The sequence below is a fragment of the Sporosarcina sp. CAU 1771 genome (genome assembly GCF_054482775.1).
This window is the reverse complement of the sequence record NZ_JBTLRN010000003.1, coordinates 52214-69057: the sequence shown is the minus strand read 5'-3', so window position 1 is coordinate 69057 and position 16844 is coordinate 52214. Positions and strand designations below refer to the sequence as shown.

At 40.1% G+C, this 16844-nt stretch carries 15 protein-coding genes; 2 read left to right on the top strand and 13 right to left on the bottom strand.

The window, feature by feature from the left end; all coding sequences use genetic code 11:
- The 4 genes from ACXYMX_RS04250 to ACXYMX_RS04235 form a co-directional block, all read right to left on the bottom strand.
- Entirely contained in the window at window positions 1-1014 is a 1014-nt protein-coding gene (locus ACXYMX_RS04250; RefSeq protein ID WP_459042995.1) for an ABC transporter ATP-binding protein, read from the bottom strand.
- Window positions 1011-2036: an ABC transporter ATP-binding protein gene (locus ACXYMX_RS04245; protein WP_459042994.1), complete on the bottom strand. Its 1026-nt coding sequence runs from the start codon at window positions 2034-2036 to the stop codon at window positions 1011-1013. Before ACXYMX_RS04245 ends, ACXYMX_RS04250 begins: the two co-directional genes overlap by 4 nt.
- 122 nt (window positions 2037-2158) lie before the next feature.
- The gene (locus ACXYMX_RS04240) at window positions 2159-3373 is read right to left on the bottom strand and encodes a M20 metallopeptidase family protein (RefSeq protein ID WP_459042993.1); all 1215 of its coding nucleotides are present in this window, start codon (window positions 3371-3373) and stop codon (window positions 2159-2161) included.
- A gap of 85 nt (window positions 3374-3458) precedes the next feature.
- Window positions 3459-4451 carry a dihydrodipicolinate synthase family protein gene (locus ACXYMX_RS04235; RefSeq protein WP_459042992.1) on the bottom strand — a complete coding sequence of 331 codons (993 nt, stop codon included), beginning with the start codon at window positions 4449-4451 and terminating at the stop codon, window positions 3459-3461.
- A gap of 341 nt (window positions 4452-4792) precedes the next feature.
- Between ACXYMX_RS04235 and ACXYMX_RS04230 the strand changes: the two genes are divergently transcribed.
- Window positions 4793-7663, top strand: coding sequence for a transporter substrate-binding protein (locus ACXYMX_RS04230; protein ID WP_459042991.1), 2871 nt, complete (start codon window positions 4793-4795; stop codon window positions 7661-7663).
- Between the two features lie 169 nt (window positions 7664-7832).
- Here ACXYMX_RS04230 and ACXYMX_RS04225 read toward each other — a convergent pair whose 3' ends face one another.
- From ACXYMX_RS04225 to ACXYMX_RS04185, 9 genes are all read right to left on the bottom strand, one after another.
- On the bottom strand, window positions 7833-8591 hold the full coding sequence (locus tag ACXYMX_RS04225) for an SDR family NAD(P)-dependent oxidoreductase (protein WP_459043167.1): 759 nt from the start codon (window positions 8589-8591) through the stop codon (window positions 7833-7835).
- Between the two features lie 29 nt (window positions 8592-8620).
- A complete protein-coding gene (locus ACXYMX_RS04220) occupies window positions 8621-9460 on the bottom strand; it encodes a 3-hydroxyacyl-CoA dehydrogenase NAD-binding domain-containing protein (protein WP_459042990.1) in 840 nt (279 codons plus the stop codon).
- 18 nt (window positions 9461-9478) lie between these two features.
- Window positions 9479-9622, bottom strand: a complete 144-nt coding sequence (locus tag ACXYMX_RS04215) for a hypothetical protein (RefSeq protein ID WP_459042989.1) — start codon at window positions 9620-9622, stop codon at window positions 9479-9481.
- Window positions 9606-10508 carry an NAD(P)H-dependent flavin oxidoreductase gene (locus tag ACXYMX_RS04210; RefSeq protein WP_459042988.1) on the bottom strand — a complete coding sequence of 301 codons (903 nt, stop codon included), beginning with the start codon at window positions 10506-10508 and terminating at the stop codon, window positions 9606-9608. The genes ACXYMX_RS04215 and ACXYMX_RS04210 overlap by 17 nt, the downstream gene beginning before the upstream one ends.
- Complete coding sequence (locus tag ACXYMX_RS04205; protein ID WP_459042987.1) at window positions 10501-11682, bottom strand: acetyl-CoA C-acetyltransferase; 1182 nt, start codon at window positions 11680-11682, stop codon at window positions 10501-10503. Before ACXYMX_RS04205 ends, ACXYMX_RS04210 begins: the two co-directional genes overlap by 8 nt.
- Window positions 11683-11984: 302 nt before the next feature.
- Complete coding sequence (locus ACXYMX_RS04200; protein WP_459042986.1) at window positions 11985-12695, bottom strand: LutC/YkgG family protein; 711 nt, start codon at window positions 12693-12695, stop codon at window positions 11985-11987.
- The gene (locus tag ACXYMX_RS04195; RefSeq protein ID WP_459042985.1) at window positions 12692-14116 is read right to left on the bottom strand and encodes a LutB/LldF family L-lactate oxidation iron-sulfur protein; all 1425 of its coding nucleotides are present in this window, start codon (window positions 14114-14116) and stop codon (window positions 12692-12694) included. The genes ACXYMX_RS04200 and ACXYMX_RS04195 overlap by 4 nt, the downstream gene beginning before the upstream one ends.
- Before the next feature lie 15 nt (window positions 14117-14131).
- The gene (locus ACXYMX_RS04190) at window positions 14132-14848 is read right to left on the bottom strand and encodes a (Fe-S)-binding protein (RefSeq protein ID WP_459042984.1); all 717 of its coding nucleotides are present in this window, start codon (window positions 14846-14848) and stop codon (window positions 14132-14134) included.
- A gap of 107 nt (window positions 14849-14955) precedes the next feature.
- Window positions 14956-15807: a dimethylarginine dimethylaminohydrolase family protein gene (locus ACXYMX_RS04185; RefSeq protein ID WP_459042983.1), complete on the bottom strand. Its 852-nt coding sequence runs from the start codon at window positions 15805-15807 to the stop codon at window positions 14956-14958.
- 102 nt (window positions 15808-15909) lie between these two features.
- On the opposite strand from ACXYMX_RS04185, the gene ACXYMX_RS04180 reads away from it, so the two are divergent.
- A complete protein-coding gene (locus ACXYMX_RS04180; RefSeq protein ID WP_459042982.1) occupies window positions 15910-16656 on the top strand; it encodes a YqcI/YcgG family protein in 747 nt (248 codons plus the stop codon).
- The last annotated feature ends 188 nt before the right edge of the window (window positions 16657-16844 follow it).

Below are 16844 nucleotides of genomic sequence, written 5' to 3'. Positions count from 1 at the left end.
TCATTGTGTAAGCGGAAAATGACAGGCTACTAAATGATCTCCGCCTACCAATTCCGGTGTTTGCTCACTACAAATACTTTGTGCAAAAGGACATCTTGTATGGAAGCTGCACCCTGATGGAGGATTTGCTGGACTTGGCACATCCCCTTCGATTACAAGTCGCTCCCGATTTCGTGTATGTGGATTTGGGATTGGATATGCATTCAAAAGAACCTGAGTATAAGGGTGTTTGGGGCTTTTAAATATATCTTCCGTTTTAGCTAACTCAACGATTTTCCCTAAATACATAACAGCGATTCGGTCACTTATGTACTTTACTGCTCCTAGTCCGTGGGCAATAAATAAATAAGTTAAATTAAATTCTTTTTGTAAATCTTTTAATAGATTCAATACTTGTGCCTGAATCGATGCATCTAAAGCTGAAACTGGTTCATCACATACAATTAGTTTCGGGTTTAGCATAAGTGCTCGGGCAATCCCTACCCTTTGTCGTTGGCCGCCGGAAAATTCATGTGGATAGCGGTTTCTATGAAACTTCGTTAACCCTACGATTTCTAACATTTCCTCTACTTTCTTATTAACCTCATCGCCTGTTGCCAATTTGTGATAGATGAGTGGTTCTGCCAGTAAATCTCCAATTCTCTTTCTTGGATTTAATGAGGAATACGGATCTTGAAAGATTATTTGTAAGTCGGTCCGCGTTTTTCGTAATTCCTGCTTCGATAATGTAGATAAATCATTCCCCTGGAAAATTACATTCCCTTCAGTCGGTGTTTCCAAATGGATAATGGCTCGTCCAGTCGTTGATTTACCACAACCTGACTCTCCTACAAGACCAACCGTTTCACCTTTGTAAATATCCAAGCTCAATCCATCAACGGCTTTTACATGGCCAACGGTTCTAGAGATAATTCCTTTTTTAATAGGGTAATATTTTTTAAGGTTTTGAACTCTGAGTAGTGGCTCCTCTTTTTCTTGGAAAAGGGATACATCTTCTTTTGATTTGGTAGTCACACAGATACCCCCTTTTCTACTGCCATTTCTACTACCTCTTCTACTTCCATTCCTTCATTCAATAAACATCTAACTTTGTGATGGTCTTGTCCTTCGACTGGAAGAAGACGCGGTTTTTCCTGCGTACATCTTACAGTTGCAAATGGGCAACGTGTATGGAAGCGACAACCTTTCGGCATATCATGTAATGTTGGTACCGTTCCTGGTATTGAATACAAGCGATTGGAACTCTCGTATTCAAGATGAGGAATCGAAGCAATTAACCCTTGTGTATAAGGATGCTTGGGATTGTCGAATAATGTGAAAACATCTGTTGCTTCGACTACTTCCCCTGCGTACATCACTAGAACTTTGTCAGCTAATTCTGCAATGACTCCTAAATCATGTGTGATAAGCATAATTGCTGTTCCTGAAACTTCTTGAAGATTTTTCATCAGCTTCAATATTTGTGCTTGAATCGTTACATCTAAAGCTGTCGTTGGTTCGTCTGCGATAAGTAACTTCGGCTGACAGGAAAGTGCCATGGCAATCATGACCCTCTGTCTCATACCACCTGAAAGCGTATGAGGGTATTCATTGACGATGGCCTCTGCTCTTGGTATGCCTACTTTCTTTAGCATCTCTATTGCATAACTCTTCGCTTCTTTTTTATTCATATTCATATGCAACCGCGTCAATTCAGTCATTTGGTTTCCTATTGTAAAAACAGGGTTTAGGGAGGTCATTGGTTCTTGAAAAATCATAGAAATTTCATTCCCCCGAATTCTCCTCATCTTCTCCTCTGATAGTTCTGTTAAGTCAACTCCGTTCAACTTAACTGACCCTTTTTTAATGTATCCTTGCTTTCCTAGTAGTCTCATAATGGATAGAGAAGTGACACTTTTTCCGCAACCTGATTCACCAACAATACCTATTGTTTCCCCTGGCTCTAATGAAAAAGTGACTTCTTCTACGGAGATCACTTCACCCTTATCAGTTTTAAATGCTGTTTGTAACTTGTCAACCTCTAAAAAACTTTCCATTTCCTTCACTCCTTTCAATAAAACTTAAAAACTCCTTGAGTGTGGAGATAGTGGTAAATCATTGGATTTACCACTATAAGACCTATGCGATAAGAGGAAACTTCTTTGTCTTCACTTTATAACTACCTCGTAGCCTTAGTGTTTAACTCTCCTACAGAAGCTCCTGAAACTAGGTAATGATGGACAAGACTGATTAACCCTTTTCCAGCGTTCACCATCGCCTGTTCGTCGAAATCGAATTTAGGATGATGGTGCGGGTAGCTTGCTCCAAGTTCTTCATTCCTTGCACCTGTCATGAAAAACATTCCTGGCTTTTCTTTCACATAGTACGCAAAATCTTCTCCACCCATCATCGGGTCAATCTCAATAAGTGTTTCTTCTCCTATATGTTCCTTAATTGTTTCGACAAACTGTTTCGTTTCTTCAATGTGATTGTAAACCGCCGGGTAACCTCTTACATATTCGATTTCGCTAGTAGCATGGAATGCACTGCAAATTCCGTTTACTATAGTTGTTATTTCCCCTTCAATCTCATCGAGAGTTTCGTCTTTATACGTTCGAATTGTACCAATAAGTTCAGCTGAATCAGCAATGACATTCGATGCCATTCCAGCATGGAAAGAACCAACGGATACAACTGCAGGAGTTAATGGGTTAATATGACGGCTCACAATATGTTGTAACTGAGTGACAATTTGGCTACCAATGGCAATTGCATCGACCGTTTTATGCGGAGCAGAACCATGTCCACCTTGACCTTGAACTTTAATTTTAAAATCAGTATCGGCTGCCATGACGTAACCTTCTCTATACATATAAACGCCCGTCGGTTTATCGGATGAAAGATGCGTACCAAATACGACATCAACACCTTCAAGACAACCATCCTTCACCATTGCTATAGCACCGCCCGGGAGTAATTCTTCCGCATGTTGGTGAATCAAAACAACATTTCCAGAAAGTTGAGCTCGGTTTTCTTGAAGTACTTTTGCTACAGCCAATAACGTTGCCGTGTGACCATCATGCCCACATGCATGCATGACACCATCTACTTTAGATTTATAGGGTACGTCTTTTTCATCTTGAATTGGTAGCGCGTCAAAGTCGGCACGCAAGGCAATTGTTTTCCCAGGATTCGCTCCATAAATCGTACCAACTACTCCTCTTCCTCCAACGTTTCTACGCACTTCAATTCCAAAGCCCTCGAGGATTGAAGCAATCATTTTAGGTGTCTCTACTTCCTCAAACGATAGCTCTGGATGTTGATGCATATGTCTCCGCCACTCAACCATTTGACCGTACATTTCCTCAATTTGATTAAACCAGTTTTTCACCAATTCATTCTCTCCCCTATAAAATGATTGTATTTTTGTTTCCTCTATAAATTAGACAAGTTATCTACCTAAATCATCAGCTTCAAAATTAATTGGTTTCACAAGTTAACTCTTTTGATTCAACCAACCCGCATCGGACCAAGTCTGCATGAAGCTCTTTTTGTTCTTCTTCACTTAGCGGAACAAGAGGTGCTCTCACAACTCCACCTGCAAGACCCTTCATCTCAGACCAATATTTGAGCGCCGCGTTTGGCATATGGTTTCGCTTTAACGGATCCATAATCCATTTGTTATAAACTTCACGTTGTACGCTCAGCAACTCGAATTTTTGCTGAGCACGTTCAACTTGCCCATTCTCCATTAGCGATACATACGCATCGATTGGACGGTGAGATGCATCCTGATACAAATACGGTTCCGGATCAGCAAATAGGATTGACTGTGCATGCGCTTTCATATTCAATAAAAAGTGTTCTTCAAGTGGATCACTTACTAAGACACCATTCCTCTTAGCTGATCGTAAACCTAAGTTTTCTTCCTCAGAAGCGGTTGTTTTTAGTATTTTTAAATTTGGCAACTCACATAGCTTCGCAAACATTTCAGGATTTATAAGGCTTCCTGATATTGTCGCTGCGTTAAAAATGACAAGTGGCATATCCAGTTGGTCATGAATATACTCAAAGTAGCTAAATAGCTGTTCATTGGATCGTGGCCCCATTGGAGGTATCGTTAGTACCGCATGGGTAGCCCCTATTTTTTTTGCATGTTTGCCTAACTCAATCGTTTCATCTATCGAACTTGCAGTCACGACAACAGATACGCCAAGACGATCTTTTGCTTCGTCTATAATCGTTTCTAAAACTACTTTTCTCTCATTCAAATCCAACGCCCAGACCTCACCCATTAATCCGTTACAGAACACGCCATCTAACCCAGTAGCAATATAAGAACGTATATTATGGCGAATTCCTTCACTATCAATTGAACCTGAAGCAAGAAAGGGTGTATGTATCGCAGCCCAAATTGGAGTACGCCGTGATACATGGGTAGAGGACGGCTCAGTCCTTTTGTATTCAACCATTTATTTTCAGAGACCTCCATTCGCTAGTTTTACTTACATGGATATGAGAACATGTCTTAAAAGTTTTTATGTCCTACTAATTAATATTGCAAGTTGCATGCCAAAAAATAAAATTTTCAGTTTTTATTACGAATAACCTTCTATTTTCCCTTGTTTTTGTCCGTTAGTATCACATCTACTGAAACAATTAATAATTAACAATACTTTTTTAATTCAAATAATTGTGACCAGAACAAACAGAAGTTGTGTTATGCTATTTAATAAACTGTAACGCTGTTGTACACATACTGAACATAGTTGAACAAAAGTGTTACACTTTTCATTTTTAAGGAGGTTTACGAATGACGGATACAACAATGCCGGTTATTAAGATTGGTATCCTCTATTCTCTCACTGGAACAACAGGTAAAGTTGAACGGGGAATGTATCAAGCAACTCTCCTGGCCATAAGGCAAATTAATGATCAGGGTGGAGTAAATGGAAAACTGTTGCAGCCCGTTGTTGAAGACATTGCCTCAGATCCATATTTAGCTGCAATAAAGGCAGACAAGTTGATCACTACAGACAAAGTATTTGCACTCTTTGGTACCTATACTTCTGCTTGTCGTAAAATGGTAATTCCTGTATTAGAAAAATATAATAAAACTTTATTTTATCCAGCCAGTTATGAAGGGGAAGAACAGCATCCGAACATTATTTATTGCGGTTCTGTGCCGAACCAGCAACTGCATCATTTTATCCCGTGGATTATTGAGAATTTAGGTCAGTCTTTTTATCTAATTGGCTCTGACTTATCCCCTAGGTATCAAAATATTAGGCATATTATTGAATCCAAAGGCGGAATGATTATCGGTGAAAAGACAGTGGAACTTGGATTGCAGAAGTTTTTCAATCACTTTAATGAAATTCAACAATTAAAGCCAGATGTGATCTTTTCCACACTCATTGGTGATAGTTCGATTGCATTTTATCAACAACATGATCAATATGGACTGAGTCAACCAATTGCTAGCACAGTAACTACCTACGACCATCAACCTTCTTCCGTAGAACATTATTCGTGCTATCCTTATTTCAGCTCCATTCAATCCGAAGCCAATGAGGCATTTATCACTGAATACCGTCGAACTTATGGTCCCGAAAAAGTTAGCTCCCCTATGGAAAGCGCATATTACAGCGTATTTTTATTTGCTGAAGCAATAAAAAAAGTGAATCATATAGAAACCGATTCACTGAAACATTCTTTATCTGGGCTCTCATTTAACGCCCCCCAAGGAAAAATTGTTGTGGACAAAAAAAATCAGCACTTATGGCTAAACTCGAGAATCGGAAAAATGAATCACACTGGACAATACACGATTATCTGGGAATCAGAAACGATCATTCCGCCTATTCCTTTCTCCGAAAAGGTTTTTACAGCGGAAATTGAAGTTCCCAATCCTTTATTGCCGGAAATACTCGATCGAAAATTATCAAAGTATGAGAATCTAATGAGTGAATTTAAGCATGCGACTCATTTGTTTCCTTATACATTTGCCTTTTTCGATAACGAAGGTATTCTGTTAAAAGTATTTAATAATGAATCAGTAACTACGCCAGCATTCGTAGATCAGTTTATTCAAGGGGAAACAAAGTTGAATACATCTGGAAATACTTCCGAAATTAGGGTGACAACAACAGGACAACCTTACCATCACATAACTACTACGGGTTCTAGTGATTCAGAGTTGAAAGACTGGATATCTGTGGGAATTCCTATTAAAAATGATAGGAGAATTCAGCACGGAACATTGGGCTTATTTTTTACGAAAACCAATTCCGAAACAGCAAATATAATTATTAATTCGATTTCATCCATAATTAAATACTGCCTTACTATTGCAGAAAAAAGAGAGAAAGATAGTTCATACTTGAAATTCCTACAAGATATATCAGGAAATATTAAAGAGCATCTTTTTGTGATGAATGACGGAAACATAGTTTTCAAAAATCAATCCGCTCTTGAATTAATGGAATATAAGAGTGACTTTATCGACAGCATTTTGCGGGAAATCTCATTATCCTCACGTGACGAATCTCAGTATATGCTTCGTAAAGAGGACTCCGGTGACCTCTATGAGGTGTTGGTTGTTCAATCTTGGCCCAATCAATATATTTACTTAAAATTACAAAGTGAAAAAAGTCCTTTTAGCTTTAAACATGAGAATAAAAGCCAACTATTAACGAAGGACATTATCGGATCTGATGCAAAATTCCTTCGAACAGTTACGCTCGCTAAGTCTGCTTCAGAAATGAATGCAAACGTTTTAATTTTAGGTGAAAGTGGAACAGGGAAAGAACTGTTTGCTAGAGCTATCCATAATGAAAGCACTCGAATGAGTGAACCTTTTGTTGCTTTAAACTGTGCCGCCATTTCGAAAGATTTAATCAATGCTGAGCTGTTCGGCTATGAAGAAGGTGCTTTTACGGGTGCAAAAAAAGGAGGAAGGCCAGGGAAATTCGAGTTTGCTAATGGGGGTACATTGTTTTTGGATGAAATTGGAGATATGCCAATTGAGTTGCAAGCAACCCTTCTCCGGGTCCTTCAAGAAAAAGAAGTCATTCGTGTCGGGGGTCATAAACCCATCCCTGTGGATGTACGTATTATTGCAGCAACCAATAAAAACTTAAATCAAGAGATTGCTTATAATGGTTCCTTTAGAAGCGACCTCTATTTTAGGCTAAACGTGTTTACGATTGAACTCATTCCATTGCATGAGCGAAGTAAAGATGTTCCGGAATTGGCAATCCATTTTATAAAAGAATTGTCTTTAGAAACTGGATTGCCTTATAAAGAACTCTCACAAGAAGCTCTTTATATGCTAATTCACTATCCGTGGCCAGGAAACATTCGTGAGCTTAATAACGTAATTGAACGGGCCTTTTATTTATCGGGTAATTCTTTTATCATTACAAGGAGCCATCTGCCACAGGACGTTGTCCAGTTTTCAAGTAACATTTCGGCCAAGCCAGCTTCTACTGAACACATTCAATCGTTTAGGAATATAAAAGAAATCAAACAGTATAGCAATCAAAACGAAAGAACCCACATTATTCAAACCTTATTGGAGCAAAGGGGAAACATTAGCCAAGCGGCCAAGGTTTTAGGTATTTCTAGAACGACACTTTACCGGAAACTTGATGAGTACGATATTAATAGAGACTCTCTTTAGTTCGCCTTTGAGACAAAATAACACTTAGTCTAAAAACAACTTATGGAAGAAGCATTTTGGTCGTTTCGTATTTAACTGCTCTCACTTTAAACATAAATGACCAGATTCGAATCGTTCCGAATCTGGTCATTTTCTTATAATGAAAAAAAGTTTACCGCCAACCGTTTATCTATTGAGCCAACCATCCACCGTCAACGAAAATCGTTTGTCCTGTAATATAGCTGCTTGCATCACTAGCCAATAAAAGAATTGCGCCTTCAAGCTCTTCAGCCCTTGCTAATCGTTTCATCGGTGTTTTACTTACGATCTTGTCTCGGACTTTGGCTACAGCCAATTCTGCTTCATTCATCTCTGTTTCAATATAAGCTGGCCCGATTGCGTTCACCTGAATTCCGTACCTAGCCCACTCTAAAGCTAATGACCTCGTGAGATTAATGACCGCCGCCTTACTTGCAGTATAAGGGCTGATTCCTACGTCGCCTACAGCACCTGCTATCGAGGAAATGTTAATAATTTTTCCGCCTTCTTGTATCTTCATTTGTTTCGCAACTGCTTGAGAACAAAAGAATAACGACTTAACATTTAAATCCATGACTTTATCCCATTCTTCTTCCGTTACATCCAAAGCAAAGTTTGTGGAAGACGTCCCGGCGTTATTTACAAGAATATCAATTTTCCCAAACTCTTCGACTACGTGATCTACCATTTGTGTAATAGCTTGAGTCTTTTGCAAATCCGTAGCTAATCCCATACCTTTTCTGCCCAGCTGCTCAATTTCAGCTACTACTAGATTATTTCGATTCTCATCTCTACCTACAACAATTACATCTGCCCCTGCCTTGGCAAGCGCTAAGGCAAACGTTCTTCCAAGCCCTCTATTTCCACCTGTCACAAGTGCTACCTTATTTTCTAATGAAAATGTATCCATAGTCAAAACTCACTCCTCCTAAGATAGCTTCAATATTTGAAAAAACCTTCTCCTGTTTTTCTACCTAATAGACCTGCTCGTACATACTTCTTCAGTAAAGGAGCGGGACGATACTTCGAATCATTCGTCTCGTAATACAACGTTTCAGTAACATGAAGCAATGTATCTAAACCTACCAAATCCGCTAATGCAAGTGGACCAATTGGATGACTTGCGCCAAGTAACATCGCTTTATCAATATCTTCGGCTGATGCAAGTTCCTCTGTTAATACAAAAATGGCTTCGTTGATCATAGGAATAAGAATTCGATTCACAATAAATAATGGGGATTCCTTTACTGTAATTGCTACCTTATTAAACTGTTCAGCAAGTTGGTGTGCTATCTCAAATGTACGATCACTCGTTTGCATTCCCCTGATAATTTCAACTAGCGGCATCACTGGAACCGGATTAAAGAAATGTATACCGACTACTCGCTCGGCTCTATTCGAAGCGCTTGCCATTTCAGTAATACTGAGCCCTGATGTGTTTGTAACAAAGATTGTCTCCGGTTTACAGATTTTATTTAGCTCAGCGAATAGTTCTTTTTTGGGTTCTATCTGTTCTATGATTGCTTCAATCACAACGTCTGCATCTTGCAAATCTGTTATCAGACTCGACGTGCGTATGCGTTTCCTAATTTCATTTGAAGCTGCTTCGTCATTTTTCCCTTTTTCCACATTTCGCGCTAGCGTCTTTTCGATTCGTTTAACGCCCCGCTCGAGTCCGTCTACACTTTTATCAAACAAACATACTTGGTAGCCCGCTTCTGCAGCTACTTGGGCAATTCCATTTCCCATTATTCCTGCACCGACCACAGCAATTTTCATCCAACGTCACTCCTTCTTTTATTCAAACATATCCGGCAAGTCTGAAGCTTTCAACGGAAATTTGGCTGGGCGCTTTTCAAGTACCGACAACTTTCTATAAAAATCAGCTGGAATTCCGTTAGATCCAATTCGCACGGCGGTACCATTAATCTCTTCGTACAAGAATCGCTACCCCTTCCTCATACTCCGTGATAAGCGTTTCTACAATTTCTTTTGTTGTTTCACGTTTCGTCACTGTTGTAACTCCCTGCCCTGCGGACCAAATATCGCGCCAAGCTTTCACGTCTACTAAATGAGATAAATCAACTTCATCTTTTGACTTTAATGTCGTTGGATCAATACCTGCTTTTAGTAAACTAGGTATGAGTATATTTGCATGAACGCCACTAAAAGAATCTGTATATAAAACGTCTTCAATCGTCGCATCGATTACCATTTGTTTATATTCTTCTTGTGCGCTACTTTCTTCAGCTGCTATGAAACGAGTGCCTAAATAGGCATAATCAGCACCCATTAACTTTGCTGCCGCAACATCTACGCCTGTAGAAATAGATCCTGACAAAATAATTGTACCTCCATAAAACTCCTTGACTGCGGCAATAAAGGCGAACGGGTTTAACATTCCCCCGTGTCCTCCCGCACCTGAACAGACTAAAATCAACCCATCCACGCCCGTTTGAGCAGCCTTTTTGGCGTGTCCAACATTCGCAACGTCTGAATACACTAAGCCTCCGTATGCATGAACGACTTCACGAACTTCTCCGGGATGTCCGAGTGAAGTAATAACAATAGGTGGCTCATATTTTCGGATTAGTTCCAGGTCGTCTCCATATCGTGAATTTGTTTTTTTATGGCAAATAAAATTAACTGCCCACGGAATATCTCCCAGGCCATCTTTTACTTCCTGTAGCCACTCTGCACATTTTTCAATTGGGCGCGCATTCAAAAGTGGAAAAGAACCAATAACTCCAGCCTTCCCTGCTTCTATTGTCATTTGTGGAGTTGAGACTAAGAACATTGGAGCAACAATAACCGGTAATTTAATCATTTGCAATCACCACTGCAATTCCTTGTCCGCCACCAATACATAAACTCGCTACTGCATATTTGCCATTCCGACGTTTCAGTTCATAGGCTGCAGAAAGTAGGATTCTTGTGCCACTTACCCCTACAGGATGCCCAAGAGCAATTGCTCCGCCATTGACGTTTGTTTTTGATCGATCCAGTCCCAATTCTTTTTCAACAGATAAATATTGAGCCGCAAAGGCTTCATTTATTTCAACGATGTCCATATCGTCAATTGTCAAATTCGCACGTTCAAGCGCTTGTCTTATTGCAGGCACTGGGCCAATCCCCATAATTGTTGGATCTACTCCAACGATTCCCCATGAAACAATGCGTGCAATTGGCTGTAAATCATGTTCTGTAACCGCTTTCTCACTTGCTACAATTAGAGACGCCGCCCCGTCATTAATCCCTGAAGCATTACCTGCTGTAACTGTTCCATCCTTTTTAAAAGCTGGACGGAGCTTAGCCATTCCTGCCAAATCTACTTCCGGTCGAATATGCTCATCCTTGTCAACCGTAACTGTACCTTTTCGAGTTTTAATCTCAACTGCAACAATTTCTTCAGCGAATATTCCGTCTTCTACGGACTTAGTAGCTCGCTGATGCGATTCGATAGCAAATGCATCTTGTTCTTCTCTAGTAAATGAGTACTGTTCAGCCAAGTTTTCTGCTGTCATTCCCATTCCGCTTCCCGTATACTGATCGACCAATGTCGCTTGAAGCATATCTTCAAATTGAAGGTTGCCCATCTTCGCCCCACCGAATCTTTGTTCAAAGTTTGAATACGGTGATTGCGACATGTTTTCCGCACCACCTGCTAGAACAATATTCGCTTCTTCTAATACTATTGATTGGGCAGCTGTCACAACGGCCTGCATACCCGAACCACATAATCGATTTAATGTAAGCGCCGGAACTTCTTGTGGAATTCCTGCATTCAATCCAATATGTCTTGAAAGATAGGATGCATTCTTACCTGTATGAATGACGTTCCCATAAACAACCTGATCTACTTGTTCAGGTTGTACATTGGACCGTTTCATTGCCTCAATAGCTGTCACTGTTCCTAACTCCGTTGCGTCAACCTTTGCAAACGACCCTCCGAATTCAGCGAATGCTGTCCGTGCGCCGTCAATAATATATACATTTTTCATAAACTAATCTCTCCTCCAATTTCACTTTATAAATCTCCCATTTATGAATCGATCCACTAGCTAACTAGTCAAAACTAACTTAATCTACAAACCCTTCTGTGAAAATAGAGCCAGTTTAACAGGGCTCTATTGAAACTCGACTCCTCTCTTATTGTTCTAGTATTAAGGTTTTATTTCATCAAATATGGTTCTACTCTTTGATGACTTTGAAGTCGCGGGACCCTAGTCAATGCACATTTCAGATTCTCGTCGAAACAATTACCTTAATATTCTAAAATTATAGCACATTTCCTATTTTGACACTATTCATCTTCTATTACAATATATGTAGCCTCTACAGGTCCATGTACACCCACAATTAGGTTCATTTCAATATCCGCGCTGTTACTCGGTCCAGAAATAAAGCTAATACAAGAGGGAACGGCTTCTCCTTGTTGGTTCGCATCGTGAATTTGTTTAACAGCTTGTGTCATCCTTGGAACGATTGTGCTTTTCGGGATAATGACTACGTGTACTCTTGGCAATAAACTAATGGAGCGCCCATTGTCTTTATCGTTAAATAAAGTCACAGTCCCTGATTCAGCCAAAGTAACATCGCTAAACGTGATACCGATGTCTGCTCGTTCAGCAAATACTTGGTTCGCCTTACCGATTGATGCATCCCACTGGCGAATGTCAACACCACTCGATTGGAGTTCTTTGTAGATCAAATCGAGTCCAAACTTTGCATTGCGTTGATCGTTCGCTGCAATTACTTTGTTTCCGTCATGCGCTTGAATTACTTCTTTCAGCAGCACAGATAAGTTGGCTAGTGTTGTCCGTTTGAAGTGGGTATGGATAACTTTGCACTGCTTTTCTAGTACGTCTACCAATTCATCTTGGGAGTAATCTTTGTATACATCCCACTGCGGAGACAAACTCCAGGTTGGTCGTTTAACAGGTTCCGTAATCCTGGGACGTCCAAGCCTGCTTGCTAATTTATCCAAAAAAGGATCTCGGTTTTGAATGCTCATTGTGATCCCCCCTCTTTTTGGCGTTCCTTAAACCATGAACGAAAACTTTGCTTGCTAGGTGCTGGAAAATCACGCTGCGCAGTCCACCCTTTTAATGGACCTGGACCGTTTGAAATTGTTTCATTTTTCGTCCAAGGTTTAAGTGCAGTGCGGGCCAATTTTGTGCTTAATTTATAGGCAGCTGGATGTGAGGACCATTTCACAAATCCATCCATCGCAACTTTTTCCATCGACGGCGTAATCTTTTGTTCAACCATAATTTCACGATGGCGAATCAAATGATTATGTAACGGTATTTTCACAGGACAAACGTCTGTGCAAGCAGCACACAAGGTCGATGCATGCGGAAGTTCTTTATGATTTTCATAGCCATCGAGTAACGGAGTGAGCACTGCGCCAATCGGACCCGGATATATGGAACCGTACGCATGGCCACCAATATGCCGATAGACCGGACATACATTTATGCACGCTGCACATCGGATGCAGTGAAGGGCTGATTCGAATTCCGTTCCTAAAATTTTCGAGCGCCCATTGTCTACAATGACTAAATGATACTCCTCTGGACCATCGACTTCCCCTTCCAACCGTGTTCCTGTAATTGCCGTGACGTAGCTTGTTAATTTTTGTCCAACTGCAGCTCGTGTTAATAAACTAACAAGTACGTCGAGTTCTTCCCATGTTGGAACAATGCGTTCCATTCCCATTACTGTAATTTGTGTATCCGGTAACGAAGTTGTTAACCTCGCGTTTCCTTCATTCGTCACAAAAGTGACCGCCCCTGATTCAGCGACCGCAAAGTTGCAGCCCGTAATGCCAATATCAGCCGATAAGAAGTCTTTTCGTAGTTGTTCGCGAGCGAATAAACCCAATTCTTCAGGGGAATTGGATTTCGTATACCCTCTTTCATCTATGAATGTCTGCCGAATTTGGTCTTTATTCAAATGCAAAGCGGGCGTAACAATATGAGATGGTACATCGCCGTCCAATTGCAATATCCATTCGCCTAAATCGGTTTCCACTACTTCAGCGCCGGCTTCTTGCAGGGCTTTATTCAGACCAATTTCTTCAGTTACCATCGATTTCGACTTCACAACTTTTTTTGCATTTTTACTTTTTACAACAGCTTGAATATACGCATTGGCATCCGCGGCTGTTTCCGCAAAATAGACCTTGCCCCCACGTTTAGAAAGGTTATCGCTTAATTGTTGCAAATAATAGTCAAGATGTTGAAGTGTATGTGTACGAATTTCTTCCCCTAATGTACGCCACTCTTCCCAGTTCCCTAATTCTTCCGTTGCAACTTCTTTTCTAGTTCTAAATCGGCCTTGTGCTGAGGCAACCGATTGAAGCATGAAGTCATTTTCGATTGCATCTTGCACTCGGTTATCAAACGAACCGTCTTTAATTTTGATGCTCATCAAGTTCCCTCCTTTTTAACGATGATTTAGGATTTCCGCAAGATGGACTACTTTAATAGTTTGACCTTCCCTCGACAAGCGCCCTCCTATATTCATTAGGCAAGCCATATCTCCACCGACCAAATACTCTGCTTCTGTTTCAACAACATGATTCACTTTTTCTTGTACCATTTCCCCGGAAATAACAGAATTTTGCACCGAAAAGGTTCCACCAAATCCGCAACAATCTTCACTTTGTGGAAGATTGACCAGTTCCACGCCTTTGATTGCTTCCAACAGTTTGCGAGGTGCATCTTTTACACCTAAAAGACGAGTCATGTGACATGATGGATGGTACGTTACCTTACCTTTAAAAGTAGATCCAACATCTACAAGTCCCATCACTTCAACTAAGAACTGAGTAAGTTCAAATGATTTTCTAGCTAACTTTTTTGCTTCTTCTTCCCATACCGGATCGCCCCGAAAAATCGTTTCGTATTCTCTCAACATGGCCACACAAGATCCCGACGGTCCAACGACATATTCTGCATCCTTAAATGTTTTCATCATATGTTGCATCGTCTTTTTCGTGTTTTCTAAATAGCCGCTATTGTATGCCGGCTGGCCACAGCAAGTCTGGGCTTCTGGAAAATCAACCTCACATCCAACTCGCTCTAAAACTTCTACCGTATCTTTTCCGACATTTGATGCAAAAATATCACACATACAAGTGATGAATAAAGAGACTTTCAAATCGATTACCCCCTTCTATTGCAAAACAAAAAAACCTTCGAAGCAGCACTTTTTACAAGTGTACCACTTCGAAGGCCATAAATTATGTTTCAAATCAGTTTATTTCATCATTCTCTTTCAATTGGCATTGTACAGCATCGAAATGAGCCTCCTGATTTGATAATCTCAGAAAAATCGACTTCGATAACGGTGAATCCATGTGCACGCATCGCGTTGTTCACCTTTTTGTTCTGTGGCAGGCTGAATACTTTTTTATTGCCAATCGATAATACATTTGTACCCATCGTAAACTGTTCTTCTTCCGTGACTTCGATAAGCGTGTATTTTGACAGGAGGCTGTCGAGCGTTTTCTGATCAAATGCCTTTGGAAAAATAAGCCCGATTTCTGGTGATAAGATGTTAAAGACACAATCCAAATGAAGGTATTTTTCATCAAAAGGTACTTGGATAACTTCATGTGCAGTTAAATCATCCTTTAATTTACGAACCGCTTCTTTTGAGGTTCGGCTACTGATTCCAACGAATAATTTATCACTGTCTACGATGACATCTCCGCCTTCCACACGATTTGTTGTCGCATGAAAGGGTATTTCTTTTTCTTCTAACCATTCCTCTAGTGCCTTTTCTTCACCTTTACGAATATCACTTGCCATTTCAGCAACAAACATAGATTTCCCAACAGAAAATCCAATGTCCCTAGTGAAAACTTGTTCCGGAAACTGTTCAGATGACGAAAGCTTGATTACTTCTACACCTTGCTCTTTCAGCTTTTTTTCAAATTCTTCATGTTGTGCCATGGCCAATTCGACATTTATATTTTCATCTTCATACTTTTTTTGTACATCATTGATTACTTCTTCAATCGCCATAAATTTAGGTTGGCATAAAATGACGCGTTGCAGCGTATCATACTCTGTGTTGCATTGATTTGTAGCTACTTCTTGTGATGATGCATTCATTCTTTAATATCCTCCCAAAAATTACGTTCTGTTATATGGTATTCCCTAGTCGTTGTTCTTTAAACGTGGAATTTTTGTTAGTATAGAATAGAGGTGATTCTAATGACGCAAAAAGGAATAACTTTATTCACGAAAGAGGATTTATTGGAACGTACGGATTTACCTAATTGGTTATTAAATGAATACAAAACATTTCATGAAATCGTAACGTTGAAAACCTTTCCTTGCTACTTTGGTATGGCAGCAGAATTAGGTGGAGAACTGCGATATGCTTATATAACACAAAAGGATTGGACGAATTTACCTATTGCTTTAGAAGAGTTTTTGAAGCTATTTGACGCTCCTAAACTAAAGAGGCATGGCTTATTTGTATTTGTTGAACCTTTTAAAGAAGAAGGTTCAATTGAAGAGTATCGCGCACAGTTTTGGAATATTTTACAGTATTTACATGATAAAGATCCCATCGAATGGCCCGAAGATAGTCCACGTGATCCGGATCATTATTTATGGGATTTCAGATTTAATGGTGAACCTATTTTTGCTTTCGGGAATGCCCCCGCTTATAAACAACGAAAGACACGTCATTTGGGAAATTCAATGGTTCTTGGCTTTCAACCGCGAAGAATTTTTGAAGGACTATTAGGCACAGAAAAAGGTGGCATTATGTCACGGGAAAAGGTACGTGAACGCGTTGAATTATGGGATGGGTTGCCGAAACATCCTGACATCAGTCATTTTGGTGATCCGACACACAATGAGTGGAAGCAATTTTTCATCGGCGATGATAGTGAGCCCATCGTTGGAAAATGTCCCTTTACACATAAGGAAATGAAGCCAAAAATCGACTAAGAGGTCGATTTTTTTGTTTTCTAGGTGAAGTTATTGGCGTTGTTCTCGTTGCGCTGCGTGTTGCTCCCGTACTGAGTGAGTTGCACCCGCAACCCTCGAGTTTATTGCCGTAACGTGTGAGTTTGCTCCCGCATTGAACGGTTTTATTCCCACAACGCAGATTTTGTCGATTTCCCGGGAAATATAGC

What these genes read in the sequence shown, in the direction of transcription:
- ACXYMX_RS04185 (WP_459042983.1), bottom strand. Translation starts at nt 15,807, where the DNA reads ATGAATGCATCATCACAAGAAGTAGCTACAAATCAATGCAACACAGAG.
- ACXYMX_RS04230 (WP_459042991.1), top strand. Translation starts at nt 4,793, where the DNA reads ATGACGGATACAACAATGCCGGTTATTAAGATTGGTATCCTCTATTCT.
- ACXYMX_RS04210 (WP_459042988.1), bottom strand. Translation starts at nt 10,508, where the DNA reads ATGATTAAATTACCGGTTATTGTTGCTCCAATGTTCTTAGTCTCAACT.
- ACXYMX_RS04245 (WP_459042994.1), bottom strand. Translation starts at nt 2,036, where the DNA reads ATGGAAAGTTTTTTAGAGGTTGACAAGTTACAAACAGCATTTAAAACT.
- ACXYMX_RS04205 (WP_459042987.1), bottom strand. Translation starts at nt 11,682, where the DNA reads ATGAAAAATGTATATATTATTGACGGCGCACGGACAGCATTCGCTGAA.
- ACXYMX_RS04225 (WP_459043167.1), bottom strand. Translation starts at nt 8,591, where the DNA reads ATGGATACATTTTCATTAGAAAATAAGGTAGCACTTGTGACAGGTGGA.
- ACXYMX_RS04195 (WP_459042985.1), bottom strand. Translation starts at nt 14,116, where the DNA reads ATGAGCATCAAAATTAAAGACGGTTCGTTTGATAACCGAGTGCAAGAT.
- ACXYMX_RS04200 (WP_459042986.1), bottom strand. Translation starts at nt 12,695, where the DNA reads ATGAGCATTCAAAACCGAGATCCTTTTTTGGATAAATTAGCAAGCAGG.
- ACXYMX_RS04180 (WP_459042982.1), top strand. Translation starts at nt 15,910, where the DNA reads ATGACGCAAAAAGGAATAACTTTATTCACGAAAGAGGATTTATTGGAA.
- ACXYMX_RS04235 (WP_459042992.1), bottom strand. Translation starts at nt 4,451, where the DNA reads ATGGTTGAATACAAAAGGACTGAGCCGTCCTCTACCCATGTATCACGG.
- ACXYMX_RS04220 (WP_459042990.1), bottom strand. Translation starts at nt 9,460, where the DNA reads ATGAAAATTGCTGTGGTCGGTGCAGGAATAATGGGAAATGGAATTGCC.